Annotated in this window: 11 protein-coding genes; 7 read left to right on the top strand and 4 right to left on the bottom strand. The window is 59.7% G+C overall.

Features of this window, described 5'->3' with window-relative positions; genetic code table 11:
- Nucleotides 1-38 precede the first annotated feature (38 nt).
- Nucleotides 39-962, bottom strand: coding sequence for a branched-chain amino acid transaminase (locus AC19YQ_RS05950; protein ID WP_019825360.1), 924 nt, complete (start codon nt 960-962; stop codon nt 39-41).
- 118 nt (nt 963-1,080) lie between these two features.
- Nucleotides 1,081-4,023 carry a bifunctional [glutamate--ammonia ligase]-adenylyl-L-tyrosine phosphorylase/[glutamate--ammonia-ligase] adenylyltransferase gene (gene glnE / locus AC19YQ_RS05945; RefSeq protein WP_500594778.1) on the bottom strand — a complete coding sequence of 981 codons (2,943 nt, stop codon included), beginning with the start codon at nt 4,021-4,023 and terminating at the stop codon, nt 1,081-1,083.
- Nucleotides 4,024-4,406: 383 nt separating this feature from the next.
- Here glnE and aceE point away from each other — a divergent pair, with 383 nt between their 5' ends.
- The 5 genes from aceE to msrA all read left to right on the top strand — a co-directional run bounded on the left by aceE (nt 4,407) and on the right by msrA (nt 13,934).
- On the top strand, nt 4,407-7,052 hold the full coding sequence (gene aceE, locus AC19YQ_RS05940) for a pyruvate dehydrogenase (acetyl-transferring), homodimeric type (RefSeq protein WP_133076695.1): 2,646 nt from the start codon (nt 4,407-4,409) through the stop codon (nt 7,050-7,052).
- Between the two features lie 11 nt (nt 7,053-7,063).
- Nucleotides 7,064-8,695: a dihydrolipoyllysine-residue acetyltransferase gene (gene aceF / locus AC19YQ_RS05935; RefSeq protein WP_500594777.1), complete on the top strand. Its 1,632-nt coding sequence runs from the start codon at nt 7,064-7,066 to the stop codon at nt 8,693-8,695.
- Nucleotides 8,696-8,964: 269 nt separating this feature from the next.
- Complete coding sequence (locus AC19YQ_RS05930; RefSeq protein WP_500594776.1) at nt 8,965-10,350, top strand: alkaline phosphatase D family protein; 1,386 nt, start codon at nt 8,965-8,967, stop codon at nt 10,348-10,350.
- A gap of 175 nt (nt 10,351-10,525) precedes the next feature.
- Nucleotides 10,526-13,219, top strand: a complete 2,694-nt coding sequence (locus AC19YQ_RS05925; RefSeq protein WP_500594775.1) for a putative bifunctional diguanylate cyclase/phosphodiesterase — start codon at nt 10,526-10,528, stop codon at nt 13,217-13,219.
- A 67-nt stretch (nt 13,220-13,286) separates the two neighbouring features.
- Complete coding sequence (msrA, locus tag AC19YQ_RS05920) at nt 13,287-13,934, top strand: peptide-methionine (S)-S-oxide reductase MsrA (protein ID WP_133076699.1); 648 nt, start codon at nt 13,287-13,289, stop codon at nt 13,932-13,934.
- Nucleotides 13,935-14,039: 105 nt separating this feature from the next.
- On the opposite strand, the gene AC19YQ_RS05915 is transcribed toward msrA, so the two are convergent.
- Nucleotides 14,040-14,882, bottom strand: a complete 843-nt coding sequence (locus AC19YQ_RS05915; RefSeq protein WP_339474855.1) for a 23S rRNA (adenine(2030)-N(6))-methyltransferase RlmJ — start codon at nt 14,880-14,882, stop codon at nt 14,040-14,042.
- A gap of 169 nt (nt 14,883-15,051) precedes the next feature.
- The gene (putP, locus tag AC19YQ_RS05910) at nt 15,052-16,539 is read right to left on the bottom strand and encodes a sodium/proline symporter PutP (RefSeq protein WP_133076701.1); all 1,488 of its coding nucleotides are present in this window, start codon (nt 16,537-16,539) and stop codon (nt 15,052-15,054) included.
- A gap of 458 nt (nt 16,540-16,997) precedes the next feature.
- Here putP and putA point away from each other — a divergent pair, with 458 nt between their 5' ends.
- Together putA and AC19YQ_RS05900 are read left to right on the top strand one after the other, a co-directional pair.
- On the top strand, nt 16,998-20,951 hold the full coding sequence (gene putA, locus AC19YQ_RS05905) for a trifunctional transcriptional regulator/proline dehydrogenase/L-glutamate gamma-semialdehyde dehydrogenase (RefSeq protein ID WP_500594774.1): 3,954 nt from the start codon (nt 16,998-17,000) through the stop codon (nt 20,949-20,951).
- 211 nt (nt 20,952-21,162) lie between these two features.
- On the top strand, nt 21,163-22,905 hold the full coding sequence (locus AC19YQ_RS05900) for a potassium/proton antiporter (RefSeq protein ID WP_133076704.1): 1,743 nt from the start codon (nt 21,163-21,165) through the stop codon (nt 22,903-22,905).
- Nucleotides 22,906-22,907 lie beyond the last annotated feature (2 nt).

Raw genomic sequence — 22,907 nt, 5'->3', positions numbered from 1 at the left:
GGGAGGCATTCGCCTCCCTGCTGTAGTGCCATATCGCTTTATTTGACCAGTGTACGCCACTCTGGGTGATCCGTTGTCTTGCCGGTCACCAGGTCGAAATAGGCTTTTTGCAGTTTTTCGGTGATCGGGCCACGGCGGCCGATACCGATATGACGCCCGTCGACTTCGCGAATCGGCGTCACTTCAGCGGCAGTGCCAGTGAAGAACGCTTCGTCGGCGATATACACCTCGTCGCGGGTAATGCGTTTTTCAACAAACTTGTAACCCAGCTCGGTGGCCAGGGTCAGGATCGTGCTGCGGGTGATGCCGTTCAGGCAAGCCGTCACGTCCGGGGTGTAAATCACGCCATCCTTGACCAGGAACACGTTCTCGCCCGAGCCTTCGGCCACGAAACCTTCCGGATCCAGCAACAGCGCTTCGTCGGCACCGCCGGAAATCGCTTCCTGCAGGGCCAGCATCGAGTTGATGTAGTGACCGTTGGCCTTGGCCCGGGTCATGGAAATGTTCACGTGGTGACGGGTAAAGGAGCTGGTGCGCACCTTGATCCCGACTTCCAGCGCTTCGGCACCCATGTAGGCACCCCAGCTCCACGGCGCGATGATCACGTGGACTTTGAGGCCAGTGGCGCGCAGGCCCATGGCTTCGGATCCGTAGAACACCATCGGGCGGATGTAGGCGCTGTCGAGGTTGTTTTCGCGCACCGCAATGCGGGTCGCTTCGTTGATTTCGTCTTTGCTGAACGGGATCTTCATGCCCATGATGTGGGCCGAATCGAACAGGCGGTCAGTGTGCGCCTGCAAGCGGAAAATCGCCGCGCCCTGCGGGGTTTCGTAAGCGCGTACACCTTCAAACACGCCCATGCCGTAGTGCAATGTATGGGTCAGCACGTGCGTCGTAGCATCACGCCACGGCACCAGCTTGCCGTCATACCAGATCACACCATCACGATCAGCCATCGACATCATTACGCTCCTCAAAGAATCCAGCACCCGCGCCACGAGGCGTCAGGCAAATTGGACGGGCCTTATGGACCCGCCGGATACGTTCTTACAGCTTTAACTCTGTACTTAAGCCAGCGAACTAGCTCAATCCCAGCTCGGACCATATGCGTCGCACGTGTTGACGTTCGACCACAAGTTGATCCCCCGTGACCACGCCGGCCTCCTTTTGCAAGGCTTGACGGTGGGCGACGGTGCGAAAGGCCTTGTAAGCCTCGCGCAACAGGTTGGCATCAGTGGCGGGCATCAGCCCGACCTGCTCCAGCCCTTCCAGAATGCGGATGTTATCGGTGTAGCGCAGTAACGCCGGATGTTCCCTGGACCACGCCAGGGCCGCGTATTGCACCATAAATTCAATATCGACGATACCTCCGGCATCTTGCTTGAGGTCGAACGGCACCGTGGCCTCGAAGGCGTTTTCAGCCGTTCCGGCAGCCGTTATCCGGGTACCAAGATTGCCACGCATTTTGGCCCGCATCTCGCTGACCTCCTGGCGCAGGACAGGCAGGTCGCGCTCACGCCCCAGCACGCTGGCACGTACTTTTTCGAACGCACTGCCCACTTGCTTGCAGCCCACCAGCACCCGCGCCCGCACCAGCGCCTGGTGCTCCCAGGTCCAGGCCTCGCTTTCCTGGTAGCGCTCAAAGGCGCCAAGGGAACTGACCAGCAATCCCGATGCGCCTGAGGGACGCAGGCGCATATCGACGTCATACAGCTGCCCGGAGTTGGTCTGGGCCGTCAGCAAGTGAATGATGCGCTGACCCAACCGGGTGAAAAACTGCGCGCCATCAATCGGCTTGGCGCCATCGGTTTCGGCATTCGGGTCACCGTCGTGGATAAACACCAGGTCCAGATCCGAGCCGTGTCCCAGCTCGATTCCACCCACCTTGCCGTAGCCAACAATAATAAAGCCGGGGTCGCACAAGCTGCCGTCCGTGCGCTGGGGCGTTCCGTACTTGGCCACCGTCTGGCGCCAGGCCAGCGCCAGCACTTGCTCCAGAATCGCCTCGGCTAGCCAGGTCAGGTAATCGCTGACTTTCATTAAAGGCAGGCTGCCCGCGATTTCCGAGGCCGCAACCCGCAGGCGGTGGGCCAGCTTGAAGTTACGCAAGGCCTCCATCTGCTGCTCAAGATCGTCCTCGGGGATACGTGTCAGGCGCTCACGCAACTCGGCCGCCAGCTCTGGCGCCAGGGGCGGCTTGAACAGTCGACGCTCGTTGAGCAACTCATCGAGCAACAACGGGAAGCGGGTGATTTGCTCGGCGATCCACGGGCTCGCCGCGCACAGCGTCAATAAACGCCGCAATGCGTCGGGGTTTTCGGTCAACAGCACTAGATAAGCCGAACGTCGGGCCACCGCCTCGACCAGCGGCAACACCCTCTCCAGTACCAGATCGGGGTTGGCGTGCTCTACGGCCTGGGCCAGCAAACGCGGGATAAACGCATCCAGGCGCTCGCGTCCCAAACGCTGCATGGCGCGCAATTGCGGACTGGAACGCAGGGCCGCCAGTTGCTTCAAGGCTTTGGGGGCATCAACAAACCCGGCCTCTTCCAGCTGGACACAGGCAGCGGCGTCGTCCTGGACCTCCTCCCACAACGGCAACCACTCTCCGCCGACGATCAGTTCACCTTCATCGATGACCTCTTCCTCATCAGGGTCAGCGATGACCTGACGGAAATGCCAGTCGATGCGACCGCGCCACGCCATTAATTGCTCGTGGAATGCCGCCCAAGTGTCAAACCCCATAATAAATGCAATGCGCGCCTGATCCTGCTCGGTGTCGGGCAGCATTTGGGTCTGGCGGTCTGCTATGGCCTGGATCGCGTGCTCGGTATAGCGCAAAAATTCATAGCCTTCGCGCAGCTCGTTAACCACTTCGCCCGGCAAATACCCCTGGCCTTCCAGGGTCGTCAGCACTTTAAGCAGCGGGCGTTGCTGCAGGCTGAGGTCACGGCCGCCGTGGATCAGCTGGAATGCCTGGGCGATAAACTCGACTTCACGAATCCCGCCCGCCCCCAGCTTGATGTTGTCGGCCATGCCTTTGCGCCGCACCTCCTGCTGGATCAGCTGTTTCATGGTGCGCAGCGCTTCAATCGCCGAAAAATCGAGGTAGCGTCGGTACACGAACGGGCGCAGCAAACTGAGCAGCTGCGCACCCATCGCCTGATCACCGGCCACGACCCGGGCCTTGATCATGGCGTAGCGTTCCCAGTCGCGGCCTTGATCCTGGTAGTACTGCTCCAGCGCATTGAAGCTCAGCACCAATGAGCCGGACGAGCCGTACGGGCGCAAACGCATATCGACGCGAAACACAAAACCGTCGACAGTCATCGGGTCCAGGGCCTTGATCAGGCGCTGCCCCAGACGGATAAAGAACTCCTGATTGTCCAGCGGGCGCTTGGCGCCCACCGTTTCGCCGCCTTCGGGGTAGGCGAAAATCAGGTCAATGTCCGAAGACAGGTTCAGCTCTACGGCACCCAGCTTGCCCATGCCCAGAATCACCATCTGCTGCGGCTCGCCACTGCGATGCCCGGTGGGCGTGCCGAACTGCTGGCAATGACGTTGGTACAACCAGCGATAAGCCTGATCGATACTGGCATCGGCCATGTCCGACAGGTCGCGGCAGGTTTCAATCAAGTCGGCCTGGCGGTTGATGTCACGCCAGATAATCCGGATCTGTTGACGGGTACGCTGGCGGCGCAGTGCACGGCCCAGTTCGTCATCGGTGGCTGCAGCCTGCGCCGCAACGCTGATCTGGGCACACAACTCGCCGGGGGCAAAGCTGCGGTCCAGTTCGCCTGAGCCCGCAAGCTCAAGCAACATCAAAGGGTCACGTAATGACTGTTCTATAAAGAAGTCACTCGCGGCACTGACCCGGTTAAATGCCAACCAGCGCTGCGCCGACCAGTCATCGAGCCCCTGTTCGCCCTCAAGCCCGGCGACCGCCGTGCGCCAGGATTGCTCGGCGCGACTGGCCAATGGCTGTAAAAGACCTGGAATGGGTGCTAGCGACGGGAGGCTCATGGTCTATCCTTGATCGGCGATGGTGTTGCCGAGTACGGTGACAGGAAGAAACAGCGGTTTAATCCGACTGTCGAACAAAGGTTATAAATAGCTGTAAGCGCATATTGTTTAGCATCCAGCCTGCGCACATAAGGCTGAATGACGAGAAACACACCAACAATATCGATTTTTCGCACAACCAAACTGATGGCTATCAGGACCAATCCTGTAGTTTTACTACTGAGTCACACACTCGAAAGGCTGAAATGGCCGACGATTTGTAGTAAAACTACACGCCGCTGGAATCAACCTCCGGCCATCCAAGAATTTATGTCGTCTGCCCACAAGGCCAGTCGCAAACTCAGGCAACCGATTCTGGAAGCCTATCCGCCCTGGAGCAAGCCATGCAAGACCTCGATCCCGTCGAAACCCAGGAATGGCTGGACGCCCTGGAATCGGTTCTCGACAAAGAAGGCGAAGACCGCGCTCACTACCTGATGACCCGTATGGGTGAGCTCGCTACCCGCACCGGTTCGCAGCTGCCGTATGCCATCACCACGCCTTACCGCAACACGATTCCTGTAACCCACGAAGCACGCATGCCTGGCGACCTGTTCATGGAACGCCGCATTCGCTCGCTGGTTCGCTGGAACGCCATGGCCATGGTGATGCGCACGAACTTGAAAGATTCTGACCTGGGCGGTCATATCTCCAGCTTCGCTTCCAGCGCAACCCTGTATGACATCGGCTTCAACTACTTCTTCCAGGCCCCGACCGACGAACACGGCGGCGACCTGATCTACTTCCAGGGTCACACCTCGCCAGGCGTTTACGCCCGTGCGTTCATGGAAGGCCGGATCACCGAAGAACAAATGAACAACTTCCGCCAGGAAGTAGACGGTCAGGGCCTGTCGTCCTACCCGCACCCTTGGCTGATGCCAGATTTCTGGCAGTTCCCGACTGTATCGATGGGCCTTGGCCCGATCCAGGCGATCTACCAGGCTCGCTTCATGAAGTACCTGGAAGCCCGCGGCTACATCCCGGCAGGCAAGCAAAAAGTCTGGTGTTTCCTGGGCGACGGCGAGTGCGACGAACCAGAATCCCTGGGCGCGATCTCCCTGGCCGGCCGTGAAAACCTGGACAACCTGATCTTCGTTATCAACTGCAACCTGCAGCGCCTTGATGGCCCGGTTCGCGGCAACGGCAAGATCATCCAGGAACTCGAAGGCGTATTCCGCGGTGCTCAGTGGAACGTGACCAAAGTCATCTGGGGCCGTTTCTGGGACCCACTGCTGGCCAAGGACGTCGACGGTATCCTGCAACGTCGCATGGACGAAGTCATCGACGGCGAGTACCAGAACTACAAAGCCAAAGACGGCGCGTTCGTACGTGAACACTTCTTCAACACGCCTGAACTCAAGGCGATGGTTGCTGATCTGTCCGACGACGAGATCTGGAAACTCAACCGTGGTGGCCACGACCCGTACAAGGTCTACGCGGCGTACCACGAAGCGGTCAACCACAAGAACCAGCCAACCGTCATCCTGGCCAAGACCATCAAGGGTTATGGCACCGGCGCTGGCGAAGCGAAAAACACGGCGCACAACACCAAGAAAGTTGATGTTGAAAGCCTGAAGTTGTTCCGCGACCGTTTCGACATCCCGGTCAAAGACGACGAAATCGAAAACCTGCCATTCTTCAAACCTGAAGCAGGCAGCGCTGAAGCCCGCTACCTGAGCGAGCGCCGCACTGCACTGGGCGGTTTCGTTCCTCAGCGTCGTGCTCTGAGCACCAGCATTCCGACCCCGCCACTGGACACCCTCAAGGCCATCCTTGACGGCTCCGGCGACCGTGAAATTTCCACCACCATGGCTTTCGTGCGCATCCTGGCGCAGCTGGTCAAGGACAAGGAAATCGGTCAGCGCATCGTTCCGATCATCCCGGACGAAGCCCGTACCTTCGGTATGGAAGGCATGTTCCGCCAGTTGGGCATCTACTCGTCCGTCGGCCAGCTCTACGAGCCAGTCGATAAAGACCAGGTGATGTTCTACCGCGAAGACAAAAAAGGTCAGATCCTCGAAGAAGGCATCAACGAAGCAGGCGCCATGAGCTCCTTCATCGCCGCCGGTACTTCGTACTCCAACCACAACCAGCCAATGCTGCCGTTCTACATCTTCTACTCGATGTTCGGCTTCCAGCGTATTGGCGACCTGGCCTGGGCCGCTGGCGACAGCCGCACCCGTGGCTTCCTGATCGGCGGCACCGCCGGGCGCACCACGCTCAACGGCGAAGGCCTGCAGCACGAAGACGGTCACAGCCACATCCTGGCCGGTACCATCCCGAACTGCCGCACCTTTGATCCAACCTACGGCTATGAGCTGGCGGTGATCATTCAGGACGGCATGAAGAAGATGACCGAAGAGCAACAGGACGTTTTCTACTACATCACCGTGATGAACGAGTCTTACCAGCAGCCAGCCATGCCGGCCGGTGTCGAGGAAGGCATCGTCAAGGGCATGTACCTGCTCGAGGAAGACACCAAGGAAGCGGCGCACCACGTTCAGCTGATGGGCTCCGGCACCATCCTGCGTGAAGTCCGTGAAGCAGCGATCATCCTGCGTGAACAGTTCAACATCGGTGCTGACGTATGGAGCGTTACCAGCTTCAACGAACTGCGTCGCGACGGCCTGGCCGTTGAACGCAGCAACCGTCTGCACCCGGGCCAGAAGCCTAAGCTGAGCTACGTTGAAGAGTGCCTGACTGGCCGTAAAGGTCCGGTCATTGCCTCTACCGACTACATGAAGCTGTTCGCTGAACAGATTCGCCAGTGGGTACCGGTCAAGGAATTCAAAGTGCTGGGCACTGACGGTTTCGGCCGCAGCGACAGCCGCAAAAAACTGCGTCACTTCTTTGAAGTAGACCGTCACTTCGTGGTGTTGGCAGCCCTGGAAGCACTGGCTGACCGTGGCGATATCGAACCTAAGGTGGTTGCAGAAGCCATCGTCAAGTTCGGCATCAACCCGGAAAAACGCAACCCACTGGACTGCTGAGGAGAATATTTGTGAGCGAACTCATTCGAGTACCTGACATCGGCAGCGGCGACGGTGAAGTCATCGAGCTGTTTGTAAAAGTCGGCGACCGTATCGAAGCCGATCAGAGCATCCTGACGCTGGAATCGGACAAGGCGAGCATGGAAATCCCTGCTCCTAAAGCCGGTATCGTCAAAAGCCTGAAGATCAAGCTGGGCGACCGCTTGAAAGAAGGCGACGAATTGCTGGAACTGGAAGTCGAGGGCGCCGCTGCGGCGCCTGAAGCTGCAGCCCCTGCAGCGGCTCCGGCCGCAGCCGAGCAACCTGCTGCTGCCCCTGCTGCTGCCCCTGCGGCCCCGGCTGCACCTGCCGCTGCCACCATCCAGGACATCCATGTCCCGGATATCGGCTCGTCGGGCAAGGCCAAAATCATCGAAGTCCTGGTCAAGGCCGGCGATACCGTTGAGGCTGATCAATCGTTGATCACCCTCGAATCCGACAAGGCCAGCATGGAAATTCCATCGCCAGCCGCCGGTGTGGTTGAGAGCATTTCGGTCAAGCTGGATGACGAAGTCGGCACTGGCGATTTCATCCTCAAGCTCAAGGTTGCCGGCGCTGCTGCGCCAGCCGCTCCAGCCCAGGCTGCTGCTCCTGCTGCGGCAAAAGCTGAAGCGCCTGCTGCTGCCCCGGCACCGGCCGCCAAAGCCGAGGCAGCACCTGCCCCGGCCGCCGCGCCTGCGCCAAAGGGTGCCAAAGTTCACGCCGGCCCGGCCGTGCGTCAACTGGCCCGCGAATTCGGCGTCGAGCTGAGCGCGGTCAGCCCAACCGGCCCACACGGCCGTGTGATCAAGGAAGACGTGCAGGCTTACGTCAAAACCATGATGCAGAAGGCCAAGGAAGCTCCGGCTGCAGGCGCTACCGGCGGTGCCGGTATTCCGCCAATCCCGGTTGTGGACTTCAGCCGCTTCGGCGAAGTTGAAGAAGTGGCCATGACTCGCCTGATGCAAATCGGCGCGTCGAGTCTGCACCGCAGCTGGCTGAACATCCCGCACGTGACTCAGTTCGACCAGGCTGACATCACCGAGCTGGAAGCCTTCCGCGTCGCGCAAAAAGCCGTCGCAGAAAAAGCCGGTGTGAAACTGACCGTACTGCCTCTGCTGCTCAAGTCCTGCGCTCACCTGCTCAAGGAAATGCCGGACTTCAACAGCTCGCTGGCGCCAAGCGGCAAAGCGATCATCCGCAAGAAGTACGTCAACATCGGCTTCGCCGTTGACACCCCGGATGGCCTGCTGGTCCCTGTGATCAAGAACGTTGATCAGAAGAGCCTGCTGCAACTGGCTGCTGAAGCGGCTGCGCTGGCTGCCAAGGCCCGCGACAAGAAGCTCACCGCAGACGACATGCAAGGCGCGTGCTTCACCATTTCCAGCCTCGGTCACATTGGCGGCACCGGCTTCACGCCGATCGTCAACGCACCGGAAGTGGCGATCCTCGGCGTTTCCAAGGCAACCATCCAGCCTGTCTGGGACGGCAAAGCCTTCCAGCCGAAGCTGATGCTGCCACTGTCGCTGTCCTACGATCACCGTGTGATCAACGGCGCTGCTGCTGCACGCTTCACCCAGCGTCTGAGCCAGTTGCTGGGCGACATCCGCACGATCCTGCTGTAAGCCCCGCCCCGGCCTTCCTCACCGAAGGCCGGGGTAGCGCACTGTTTTCCGAGCGCCACGCTCGTACCTCAACCCCGCCATTTGGCGGGGCTTTTTTTGCCTGCGATTTAGCCATTCCCATGCACACAATCTCCCACCACTCGCACCAGCGCCGCACTACAACCCACGCAGAATCCAGGAGTGGGTAGCTTCCCCCTGCGACTCCTACGGTTAACCAAAGGACTTTAACCGCGCGACAAATAGCGCCTTACATCAGAAAGGATTTCGATGTGAACAGACCTACCGTAGGCCCGATTCTGGGATTTACCACTGCACAACACGCCCGTATTTTTGTACGCGGCGCATCCGATAAAAAAAACGCTGTATTCGCCGGCATCCGGCATCGAAAGGTCGGTCAAAGCCAGTGGTCAGCAGGCGTGTATTCAAGGCTGAGCACTGAGTTCGACATGTCCGACACTCTGGTCCTGAGCGGGCTGAGCGCCGACACCCGCTACGAATACCAGGCGGGCTGGTTCTCCACCGAGCGCCAGGACCACACACCCGAAACCGTCAAGCAGATCCCGCTCAAGTGGCCGCTACACCTTTACACCTTCAAGACCACGTCCAACCAACCCAATCGTATACGTCGCTATGTCACAGGCTCGTGCCGCTACCTCAGGCTGACGGCAGGCATACCTTCGGCCCCCGAACTGGGGGACAGAATCTTCAGCGCCATTGGCTCGCTAAACCAGCAGCGGCCCCTCGATGCCGTCGTGATGACCGGCGACCAGGTGTATGTCGACGACCTGAATGTCCTGTTGCCAGACCGAGAATTCGCTGCCATCAGCAAAAAATACCAGGCGGCGTTTTCACAACCCCATATCCGCAACCTGATGTCGGGCACGCCGACCTACATGATGCTCGACGACCACGAAATCGAGGATAACTGGCCAGCCAACCAGAACAACACTGATCGAAAGCTCTACAACAACGCCATGACGGCTTATGAGATCTATCAATGCAGCCACGGTCCCGCACACGAACTGCGGCCCGATGGACGCATCAACCGCGATCTGAAGCACTACTGGTACTCATTTGGCGACGGCGATATCGACTGGTTTGTCATGGACTGCCGCACTGAACGCACCCTGTCCGGCAATGCCAAAAGCATGATTGGCACCCAACAGGAATACGCACTGATGAAATGGCTGATCAACAGCACCGCCAAGGTGAAGTTCATCGTCAGCAGCGTCATGTTCATGCCCGATCAACAGCGCGGCGATGACGGCTGGAAGGCATTCGCGGCACAGCGCAACCGGATACTTGAAACCATTCGCTCCAACGCCATCAAAAACGTGGTGTTCGTCTCCGGTGACATTCATGGCTCTCTTACTTGCCAACTGCGCCACAGCAAAAGCCCGGGGTTTGTCGTACACAGCATCGTGTCTTCACCCTTGTGCAATACCAAGCTGCTGCCGTATGCCAAAGCCAGTGACCTGATCGTCAACGGCCCCCTGACGACGATCGGTACAGGCACTTACTCGCTCACGCTCACCAGCCGAGTGGTGAGCGAGGACAACTTCGCCTGCCTGACCATTGAAGGCCAGAAGCTCAAGGTCGATTTTCACAATAAAAATGGCCAAATCATCGAGTCAACGACCATTACGCTGACATAAGTGCTAAACCTTGTGGGTCGGCCTGCAGAAATCTGTTGGCCGGCCGATAAGCCCCTATAGCACTTAGCCTTTATGTTCACTTGTCAGCGCCGTGAGCATGATGCAACCTTGCCGCAAACCACAGAAACAGGGTGACAGCCCGTGCGCAATCCGCATTTGTGAAGCGAGTGCCCCAATGAAAAGCCAACCCGATGCTGCCCCGCGGATGGCAGCCGAGGTCGTAACCCAGCTCCCCGTGCCTTCCAGACTTGGCATGCTGCGTTTCGAACGGCTGAACGAAGCCAGCTGGGCCATGCTCTACCTCGACCCTCACTGCGAACGCCAATTTGGTGTACCCGCGGCAGAGCTGTGCGCGCTGGTTGGCTCGCCCTATGCCAGCTTGATGGAGCCCCAGGCCCGCTATCGGCTGCACGATGCCATTGAGTACCAGCTCAGAACCAGCCACCACTACGTGGTGCATTACACCTTGCACACCGCTCTCGGCCCACTGAACCTGATGGAGCTGGGCGAAGCGTACAAGCAGCACAACCGTCACTTCTTGCGCGGCTACCTGCTGGCGGTTGAAGACAGCGCTGCCAGCCCGTTGCCGGCGCCTGTGGCCGAGCTTGAGACCCAAAACAGTCGCCTGCAAATCGCACTGGCACTCAATCAGCGCGCCCAACACGATCAGCTCCAGCACCTGGAGCGCGTCCGCGCCCAGCAGGATTTAATCCTGCGCCTGGCTCGTCACCGGTACAGCCAGCACAACTCGCTGCAAGAAGCCGCCGAACTGATCACACGCAGTGCCTGCGACATTTATCAAATCGACGGGGCCAGCCTGTGGAACCTCGAAGGCAGCCAGTTGGTGCCGGTTTCAGCTTTCCAGCACGCGACCCAGACCCACATCGCGCAAGATATCTTCGACGCCAGCCTCTTCCCCGACTACCTCGAAGCCTTGCACACCAGCCGCTCGATCGACGCCCAGAATGCCAGCCGCGACCCGCGTACCCGCAAGCTGGTGGAAAGCCTGGGGCGATGCGAAGCCAGTGCCATGCTCGATGCGGGCATACGCATCGATGGGCAGGTCGTCGGCGTCCTGTGCCTGGAACAAATCGGCAAAACCCGCATCTGGCAGGCGGATGAAATCGCCTTTGCCGGCGAACTGGCCGACCAGTTTGCCCAGGTCATCAACAACCACAATCGACGGGCCGCCACCAACGCCCTGCGCCTGTTCCAGCGTGCGGTCGAGCAAAGCGCCAACGCCTTTTTGCTGGTCAACTGCGACGGCGTGGTGGAATACGCAAACCCCAGCTTTACCGCCATCACCCAGTACAGCACCGAGGAAGTCCAGGGCCACAAGCTGTCCGAGCTGCCTGCGCTGGAAAACCTCAGCGAGTTACTCTTCGATGCCCATTCAAGCCTGAGCAATGGCAACAGCTGGCAAGGTGAGTTCAAAAGTCGTCGTAAAAACCTGGAACCCTACTGGGGCCAGATGTCGATCTCCAAGGTCTATGACGACAACCGGGAACTGACCCACTACATCGGTATTTATGAAGACATCACCGACGCCAAGCTGGCGCAGCAGCGTATCGAGCGCCTCGCTTACACCGACAACCTGACCAATCTGGGCAATCGCCCGGCTTTTATCCGCAGCCTCGACGAGCGTTTCGCCCGCAACAGCAGCACACAGGTTTGCCTGTTGCTGGTGGACATCGACAACTTCAAACGCATTAACGACAGCCTCGGCCACCAGACCGGTGACAAGCTGCTGATCAGCCTGGCCCGCCGCCTGCGCAACAGCCTGAGCCCCAGCGACGGTCTGGCGCGCTTTGCCAGTAATGAATTCGCGGTGCTGCTGGACGACACAGACCTGGTGACCGGCCAGCAGATTGCCAGCCAACTGCTGATGACCCTCGACAAACCGATGTTCGTCGACAACCAGTTGATCAGCGTTACCGGCTCGGTCGGCGTGTCCTGTGCCCCCTTGCACGGCCGTGACCCGCAAACCCTGATGCGCAACGCAGGCCTGGCGCTGCACAAGGCCAAAGCCTGCGGCAAGCATCAGGTGCAAGTGTTCACTGAAGCCCTGAATGCCGAAGCAAGCTACAAGCTGTTTGTCGAAAACAACCTGCGCCGTGCCCTCACGCAAAATGAACTCGAAGTGTTTTATCAGCCCAAGCTGTGCCTTCGCACCGGGCGATTGCTGGGCATGGAAGCCCTGCTGCGCTGGAACCACCCCAAGAACGGAATGATCCGCCCGGACCAGTTCATCAGCGTGGCCGAAGAAACAGGGCTGATCATTCCCATCGGCAAATGGGTCGCCCGCCAGTCCTGTCGAATGAGCAAGCAACTGAGCCTGGCCGGGCTGGGTAATCTGCAAGTGGCGATCAACGTCTCACCCAAGCAGTTTTCCGACCCGGACCTGGTGGCCTCGATTGCCAGCATCCTCAAGGAAGAACAGCTCCCGGCCGCACTGCTGGAGCTGGAACTGACCGAAGGCTTGCTGCTGGAGGCCACTGACGACACCCGCCTGCAACTCGATCAGCTGAAGAAGCTCGGCCTGACCCTGGCAATGGACGATTTCGGCACCGGCTACTCTTCGCTCAGCTACTTGAAGAAATTTCCGATCGACATCATCAAGATCGACCGCAGCTTCATCAAAGACATCCCCGACAACCAGAACGACATGGAGATCACCTCCGCCGTGATCGCCATGGCCCACAACCTCAAGCTCAAAGTGGTTGCCGAGGGCATTGAAACCGCTGCACAGTTGGCATTCCTGCGCCGCCATCGTTGTGATGTGGGTCAGGGCTATCTGTTCGATCGCCCGATCCCCGGCAGCGAACTGATAGAAAAGCTCAAGCGTTACCCCCGTGGCCCCGTGGCCTGACAGCGCGGCAACACTCGGGCACACTAGCGGCCTGACTTCCTACACTCTGACTGAGAGGACTTGAACCATGGTCTTGCGCTCGGAAATCCTGGTGAATAAAAACGTGCTCCCTACTAAAGAACAAGCCCTGCCGGGCCGCGACACCCACGTACAGCTGCCGGAAACCCACTACGTCACCGGCGAGCCGCTACTGGGCCCGTTTTCGAAGAATGTGGACTTTGCGATTTTTGGCCTGGGCTGTTTTTGGGGTGCAGAACGCAAGTTCTGGGAACGTGAAGGCGTGGTCAGCACCGTTGTGGGCTATGCGGGCGGCTACACACCAAACCCGACTTACGAAGAAGTCTGCTCGGGCCTGACCGGCCACACTGAAGTGGTGCTGGTGGTCTACGAACCAGAAATCGTCAGCTACAAGCAATTGCTGGCCATGTTCTGGGAACTGCATAACCCGACCCAGGGCATGCGCCAGGGCAACGACATCGGCACCCAGTACCGCTCGGTGATCTACTGCACCACCCCTGAACAACTTGAGCAGGCACTGGAGAGCAAAAAAGTGTTCCAGGCTGAACTGGACAAGGCTGGCCTGGGCACCATCACCACTGAAATAGAGCAGGCGCCTACGGTCTACTTCGCCGAGGCATACCATCAGCAATACCTGGCGAAAAACCCGCAAGGCTATTGCGGCATTGGCGGCACCGGCGTGACCTGCCCGATTTGATGTAGCACAAAAACCGGTGGGAGCGGGCTTGCTCGCGATGCGACTCGGTGTTTCTGTTACACCGCATCGCCTCGATCGCGAGCAAGCCCGCTCCCACATTGGTTTTCAGCTATTTTCCGCGATCAACCATTCCATCTGCCAGCCACCCTGGGTTTGCCCCAGTTTCTTGGCCAGCCACGGCAGCAGTTCACGCAGCTCTTCTTCCAGACCCCAAGGCGGATTGGCAATTGCCAAACCCGAGCCATTGAGGCTGTTGGGCGTGTCCAGTGGATGCACGAACAATTCGACCTGCAGCAGTTTCGGTGCGCCTGAACCCGCCAGGTCCTGATAAAAACGACGCAACTGGCGCTTGTCCTTGATCGGATACCAGATAGCCACCACGGTCTGACGCATACGGCTGATCGCATCTTTCAACGATTCCGCGCAGCGTTTCATCTCGTCCAGCTTCTCGAACGGCGGGTCGATCAACATCAGCCCACGCTTCTCGGCCACTGGCAGCAGCGCCCGCGGCACATGCCAGCCTTCGCCCAAATGCACGGCTACACGGCGATCGCCTTTCATGTTGTCTTTGAGCAACACACCGTCTTCGGGGTGTTTTTCGTTCAACAGCACGCGATCCTGGGAACGGGTCAGGCGACGCGCCCACTCCGGCGAACCCGGGTAATAGCGCAACTCGCCATCGGGGTTCATCTTGTGCAGCACTTGCATGTAGTCATCAGTCACTGCAGGCAGGTCTTTCTGGCCCCACAACCGTGCGATGCCTTCCAGATACTCACCCGTACGGCTGGCCTGATCGCCCTTGAGGTCGTACAGACCAATACCGGCGTGGGTATCGAGGTAGGCAAAAGGCTGCTCTTTGCGCGACATCAGGGCGATGAGGCGGGTCAAGACGATATGTTTGAAGACGTCGGCATGGTTGCCGGCGTGGAAGGCGTGACGATAGTTCATGGTTGCTCCTGCGCAGGGGGCGAAGTTTACCTTGTACACAACCTGACGTCAGGTGGCAGGCCGTTTTTCCGAGATACGGTGAGCAAGGCCCAGGCAAAAAAAACGGCCCGTCTCACCTGGAGACGGGCCGTTTCAGTACACCTTCAAGTCAGCGCATGCGCTTACCCGATCAGTGGTTCTGCTGGAAATCCTTCTCGGCAGCATTGAAGCGCTCAACCATGCCCTTGCTTGGGCCTTTGCCCGCAAGGCTCACCAGCACGATGGCCAGGCTGGCCAGGATGAAGCCCGGGATGATTTCGTACAGGCCGAACAGTGCGAAATGCTTCCACACGATCACGGTAAACGCACCCACCAAAATACCGGCCAATGCGCCATTACGGGTCATGCCTTTCCAGAGTACCGAGATCAGTACCACTGGACCGAACGCAGCACCAAAGCCTGCCCACGCGTAGCTCACCAGGCCCAATACACGGTTTTCCGGGTTGGAAGCCATCGCGATAGCGATCAAGGCAACCACCAACACCATGATCCGGCCCACCCATACCAGCTCAAGCTGGGAGGCGTTTTTGCGCAGGAAGGATTTGTAGAAGTCTTCGGTCAGTGCGCTGGAGCACACCAGCAACTGGCAGCTCAGGGTGCTCATTACCGCAGCCAGGATGGCCGACAGCAGTACACCGGCAATCCACGGGTTGAACAGCAACTTGGCCAGTTCGATGAACACGCGCTCAGGGTTTTCGTTCACAGGACCTGCCACTTCCGGGTGAGCCGAGAAGTAAGCGATACCGAAGAAACCTACAGCCACCGTACCGGCGAGGCACAGGATCATCCAGGTCATGGAGATGCGACGTGCGTTGGCAATCGACTTGACCGAATCAGCGGCCATGAAACGCGCCAGGATGTGGGGCTGGCCAAAGTAACCCAGGCCCCAGCCCATCAGCGAGATGATGCCGATAAAGGACGTGCCCTTGAGCATGTCGAAGTTGCTTGGGTCGTTGGCCTCGATGGCCAGGAACGTCGTGTCTACGCCGCCAGTGGCCAGCAGTACGATGATGGGCGTCAGGATCAGCGCAAAAATCATCAGGGTGGCTTGAACGGTGTCAGTCCAGCTCACGGCCAGGAAGCCGCCGATAAAGGTGTAGGCAATGGTCGCCGCAGCGCCGGCCCACAAGGCTGATTCATAAGACATGCCGAACGTGCTTTCGAACAGACGGGCACCGGCCACGATGCCGGAAGCGCAGTAGATGGTGAAGAACACCAGAATCACGATGGCCGAAATAATCCGCAGCAAGCCGCTGTGGTCTTCAAAACGGCTGGAGAAGTAATCCGGCAGGGTCAGCGCATCACCGTTGTGCTCGGTCTGCACCCGCAGGCGACCGGCAACAAACAACCAGTTCAGGTAAGCACCGGCCACCAGGCCGATGGCGATCCAGCTTTCCGACAGACCGGACATGTAGATCGCGCCCGGCAAACCCATCAACAACCAGCCGCTCATGTCGGAGGCGCCAGCAGACAATGCAGTGACAACGCTGCCCAGGCTGCGGCCACCGAGAATATAGTCAGAAAGGTTGTTGGTGGAGCGATAGGCCATGAGGCCAATCAGCACCATTGCCGCGATATAGATCACGAACGTGATCAGGGTTGGGTTACTAACACTCATTGATAAAGCCCTGGCATTGTTTTTATGTTTAGCGGCGGTCTGGCCGTACGCTCACAAACGTCCTGTTTGAGACGATCAACCTTGCCGCGCATTTATGACTGATGTTTCCCCAGGAAACCCATCAGCCGATGAACCCGTCTTTTAGCAGGTTGCACCTTGGGCGCGAATGCTATGCAACAAACCAAATAAGGTGCAACCAGTTTCTACCGCACAAGTTGCACCTTGTCGCCATTTCGCCTCAATTCGGTGTTTTTGCTCCTTTTCGGAGCTAAAACCGCGCAAAACCAATTAAAAAGCACCACGTCAGTGCGACCGCAGCACCCTGTTCAAAAATTCCTGACGAAGCGTAGAACAATCCGCAAAAAAACGGGTTGCACTAGGTTGCACCTCTTTCAGCGCAGCGCTAATCTTGCCGCCAGCTGCTGCCACGCAAATGTGGCACCCATGAGGATAAAAATATGGCTACCACCACCCTTGGGGTCAAACTTGACGACCCTACCCGCGAGCGCCTCAAGGCTGCCGCGACCTCGATTGATCGCACGCCTCACTGGCTGATCAAGCAGGCAATCTTCAATTACCTGGAAAAACTCGAGGGTGGTGCAACCCTGACCGAGTTGAGCGGTATCCCTGGCAGCGCCAGCGATGACGCCGACGACGTGCACGCCGATCACGCGCATCAGTGCTTCCTGGAATTTGCAGAAAGCATCCTGCCCCAGTCCGTACTGCGTGCCGCGATCACCTCCGCTTATCGCCGCCCGGAACCCGAAGTGGTCCCGATGCTGCTGGAGCAAGCGCGCCTGCCAGCCCCGATGGCCGAAGCCACCCAGACCCTGGCCGCCTCGATTGCCGAAAAACTGCGCAATCAGAAGAGCGCCGGTGGCCGCGCCGGTATCGTGCAAGGCTTGCTGCAAGAGTTCTCCCTGTCGTCCCAGGAAGGCGTGGCGCTGATGTGCCTGGCCGAAGCGCTGCTGCGTATCCCGGACAAAGGCACCCGTGACGCCCTGATCCGCGACAAGATCAGCACCGGCAACTGGCACCCGCACCTGGGCAACAGCCCTTCGCTGTTCGTCAACGCCGCGACCTGGGGCCTGTTGCTGACCGGCAAGCTGGTATCGACCCACAACGAAGCAGGCCTGACCTCCTCCCTGAGCCGCATCATCGGCAAAAGCGGCGAGCCGATGATCCGCAAGGGCGTCGACATGGCCATGCGCCTGATGGGCGAGCAGTTTGTGACCGGCGAAACCATCGCCGAAGCCCTGGCCAACGCCACGCGCTTTGAAGCCAAGGGCTTTCGTTATTCCTACGACATGCTCGGCGAAGCTGCACTGACCGAACATGACGCCCAGAAGTACCTCGCGTCCTACGAGCAAGCCATCCACTCGATCGGCAAAGCGTCCCACGGCCGTGGCATTTACGAAGGCCCGGGCATTTCGATCAAGCTGTCGGCCTTGCACCCGCGCTACAGCCGCGCCCAGTACGAGCGCGTCATGGACGAGCTGTACCCGCGCCTGCTGTCGCTGACCTTGCTGGCCAAGAAGTACGACATCGGCCTCAATATTGACGCCGAAGAAGCTGACCGCCTCGAAATCTCCCTCGACCTGCTGGAGCGCCTGTGTTTCGAGCCGCAACTGGCGGGCTGGAACGGCATCGGCTTCGTGATTCAGGCTTACCAGAAACGCTGCCCTTACGTGATCGACTACGTGATCGACCTGGCTCGCCGCAGCCGTCATCGCCTGATGATCCGTCTGGTGAAAGGCGCGTACTGGGACAGCGAAATCAAGCGCGCCCAGGTCGAAGGCCTGGAAGGCTATCCGGTCTACACCCGCAAGGTGTACACCGACGTGTCCTACCTCGCTTGCGCGAAAAAACTGCTGGCCGTACCCGAAGCCATCTACCCGCAGTTCGCCACTCACAACGCCCAAACGTTGTCGGCGATTTACCACATCGCGGGTCAGAACTACTACCCGGGCCAGTACGAGTTCCAATGCCTGCACGGCATGGGCGAACCGCTCTACGAACAGGTTGTAGGTAAAGTCTCCGAAGGCAAGCTGAACCGTCCGTGCCGTGTGTACGCTCCAGTCGGCACCCACGAAACACTGCTGGCTTACCTTGTTCGACGCTTGCTGGAAAACGGTGCGAACACCTCGTTCGTTAACCGCATCGCCGACCACACCATCGCGATCCACCAGTTGGTGGCCGACCCGGTGAGCCAGATTGAGCAGATGGCCACGGCCGAAGGCGGCTTCGGCCTGCCGCACCCGCGCATCCCGCTGCCGCGTGACCTGTACGGTAGCGAACGCGCCAACTCCAGCGGCATCGACATGTCCAACGAACACCGCTTGGCGTCGCTGTCCTGCGCCTTGCTGGCCACAGCCCACAACGACTGGAAAGCCGCGCCGATGCTCGGTTGCGATTCCAGCAGCGAAACGCCTGCGGCGGTACTCAACCCGGCCGACCTGCGTGACGTGGTGGGCTATGTGCAAGAAGCCACCGTTGAAGACGCCGACAACGCTATCCAGTGCGCCCTGAGCGCCGCACCGATCTGGCAGGCCACCCCGCCCGCCGAACGCGCTGCGATCCTGGAACGCGCCGCCGACCTGATGGAAGGCGAGATCCAGCCACTGATGGGCCTGCTGGCCCGTGAAGCTGGCAAGACCTTTGCCAACGCCATCGCCGAAGTGCGCGAAGCCGTCGACTTCCTGCGTTACTACGCGGTACAGGCTCGCAACGATTTCACCAACGATGCCCATCGCCCCCTGGGCCCGGTGGTCTGCATCAGCCCGTGGAACTTCCCGCTGGCCATCTTCAGCGGCCAGGTGGCTGCGGCACTGGCTGCCGGCAACCCGGTACTGGCCAAACCTGCGGAACAAACCCCGCTGGTGGCCGCCCAGGCAGTGCGCATCATGCTCGAAGCAGGCATCCCGCAAGGCGTGCTGCAGTTGCTGCCGGGCCGTGGTGAAACGGTTGGCGCACGCCTGGTCGGCGACGATCGGGTCAAAGGCGTGATGTTCACCGGCTCCACCGAAGTTGCACGATTGCTGCAACGCAACGTGGCAGGCCGCCTGGATGCTCAAGGCCGTCCTATCCCGCTGATCGCCGAAACCGGCGGCCAGAACGCCATGATCGTCGACTCCTCGGCGCTGACCGAACAAGTGGTTATCGACGTTGTGTCTTCGGCCTTCGACAGCGCCGGTCAGCGTTGCTCGGCCCTGCGTGTACTGTGCCTGCAGGAAGACTCGGCAGACCGCGTCATCGAAATGCTCAAAGGCGCCATGGCCGAATCGCGCATGGGTAATCCTGAACGCCTGAACGTAGACATTGGCCCGGTGATCGACGCCGAAGCCAAGGCCGGGATCGAGCAACACATCCAGGGCATGCGCGACAAAGGCCGCACTGTTTACCAGATGGCCATTGCCGACATCGAAGAATGCAAGCGCGGCACCTTCGTCATGCCGACCCTGATTGAACTGGAAAGCTTCGACGAGCTGGAACGTGAAATCTTCGGGCCCGTGCTGCACGTGGTGCGCTACAAGCGCAAAGACATCGACCAATTGATCGCACAGATCAACGCTTCGGGTTACGGCCTGACGCTGGGCGTACACACCCGCATCGACGAAACCATTGCCAAAGTGGTCAACAACGTCAACGCCGGTAACGTCTACGTCAACCGCAACATCGTGGGTGCCGTGGTCGGCGTGCAACCGTTCGGCGGCGAAGGCTTGTCGGGCACAGGCCCGAAAGCCGGTGGCCCGCTGTACCTGTACCGCCTGCTGTCGACCCGCCCGGGCAATGCGATCGAGCAATCGTTCGCCAAGGTCGATGCCATCAGCGCGCCGGATACCCAGGCTCGCGAAGCCCTGAGCAAACCGCTCAGCGCCCTGCACACCTGGGCAACCGGCAACCAGCAACCGGCGCTGGCCGAACTGTGCACCGAGTACGCTGCGCACTCGCAAAGCGGCATCACTCGCCTGCTCAACGGCCCGACCGGCGAACGCAACAGCTACGCCATTCTGCCGCGCGAACACGTGTTGTGCCTGGCTGAAGTGGAAAGCGACCTGCTGACCCAACTGGCTGCCGTACTGGCCGTGGGCAGCAACGCGGTACTGCCGCAAAGCGAACTGGCCAAGGCCTTGTACGCCCGTCTGCCAAAAGAGGTGCAGGCACGCATCACCCTGGTGGCTGACTGGACCAAGGACGACGTGATCTTCGACGCCGTCCTGCACCACGGTGACTGTGATCAGTTGCGTGACGTGTGCAAGCAAGTGGCCCAGCGCGCAGGCGCCATCGTTGGCGTGCAAGGTCTGTCCCAAGGCGAAACCAACATCGCCCTGGAACGCCTGGTGATCGAGCGCGCACTGAGCGTCAACACCGCTGCTGCTGGCGGTAACGCGAGCTTGATGACCATCGGCTGATGGTTTGATCGGGTAATAAAAAACCGGGCACCCGAAGGGGTTGCCCGGTTTTTTTATGCCTGAAGATCAGTCCCGCCCCCCAAATACAGGCCAGACACCCTTCATTCAAAACCTTTTTGACAGCCCGCCAATAACGCAGGTTAGAATCGCTGGCACGCAGACTGCATGAGCCGTTTGCGCCCTGTCTTTTGAGCTTTCTGGAGTACTGCCTTTGAATGCGACGACCATCAACAGCCTGTTCTTGATCGGCGCGTTGCTGGTAGGTGCAAGCATTCTGGTAAGTTCTCTGTCCTCGCGTCTGGGCATCCCGATTCTGGTCATCATCCTTGCGGTGGGCATGACAGCGGGTGTCGATGGCGGCGGCATTATTTTTGACAACTACCCCACCGCCTATCTGGTGGGCAACCTCGCCCTCGCGGTGATTTTGCTCGACGGCGGCCTGCGTACGCGGGTCTCCAGTTTCCGCGTGGCGTTATGGCCTGCGTTGTCGCTGGCGACCGTGGGGGTAATGATCACCACCGGGCTGACCGGCATGATGGCCGCCTGGCTGTTCAACCTCAATTTGATCCAGGGCCTGCTGGTGGGCGCTATTGTCGGTTCGACCGATGCCGCAGCCGTATTCTCGCTGCTGGGCGGCAAGGGCCTGAACGAACGGGTCTCGGCCAGCCTTGAGATCGAATCCGGTAGCAACGACCCGATGGCGGTGTTTCTCACCGTCACCCTGATCGACATGCTCGCCAGCGGCGAGACCGGCCTGCACTGGAGCCTGCTGCTCAACCTGCTGAGTGAGTTCGGTATCGGCGGTGCTGTCGGGCTGGCTGGCGGCTGGCTGATGCTGCAAATGGTCAACCGCATCAACCTGGCCAACGGCTTGTACCCGATTCTGGTCATCGCAGGCGGCCTGGTGGTCTTTGCCCTCACCAACGCCCTGCACGGCAGCGGGTTCCTCGCGGTATACCTGTGCGGCCTGGTGATCGGCAACAGCCCGATCCGCAGCCGTCACGGCATCTTGCACATGCTCGACGGCATGGCATGGCTGGCCCAGATCGGGATGTTCCTGGTGCTGGGCCTGCTGGTCACGCCACACGACTTGCTGCCGATCGCGATTCCGGCCCTGGCACTGGCCCTGTGGATGATCCTGTTCGCACGCCCACTGTCGGTCATGGTGGGCCTGCTGCCCTTCAAAGCGTTCCACGGGCGCGAGAAGGCCTTTATTGCCTGGGTGGGCCTGCGCGGTGCGGTACCGATCATTCTGGCGGTGTTCCCGCTGATGGCCGGGCTGCCCAATGCGCAGCTGTATTTCAACCTGGCGTTCTTTATCGTGCTGGTGTCCCTTCTGGTGCAAGGCACCAGCCTGCCCTGGGTCGCCAAGCTGCTCAAAGTGACCGTACCCCCGGACTTGGCACCGGTCTCGCGCTCAGCCCTCGAAGTTCACGTGACCAGCGAGTGGGAACTGTTTGTTTACCGCCTCGACGCACAAAACTGGTGCATCGGTGCGGCCCTGCGTGAACTGAAAATGCCCGAGGGCACCCGGATCGCGGCCCTGTTTCGCGATCAGAAACTGCTCCACCCGTCGGGTAGCACCACCCTCGAAATTGGCGATTTGCTGTGCGTCATCGGTCACGAACACAACTTGCCTGCCCTGGGCAAACTGTTCAGCCAGCCTCCGAGCCGTGGCCTGGATCTGCGCTTTTTTGGCGACTTTGTGCTCGAAGGCGACGCCCAGCTGGGCGCTGTGTCGGCGTTGTATGGCCTGAAGCTGGACGGCATCGACCCCAACATTCCGCTCAGCAGCTTTATTGCGCACAAGGTCGGCGGCGCGCCGGTGGTCGGCGATCAGGTGGAGTGGAACAACACCATCTGGACAGTCGCCGTGATGGAGGGGAACAAGATAGCCAAAGTGGGCGTCAGATTCCCCGAAGGAAGTGCACCGGGGCCCGGGCTGTTCCTCTAAAC

The sequence above is a fragment of the Pseudomonas sp. MF06569 genome (genome assembly GCF_059862735.1).
Note: the sequence above shows the minus strand (reverse complement) of the source record. Positions and strands in the feature narration are given on the sequence as shown.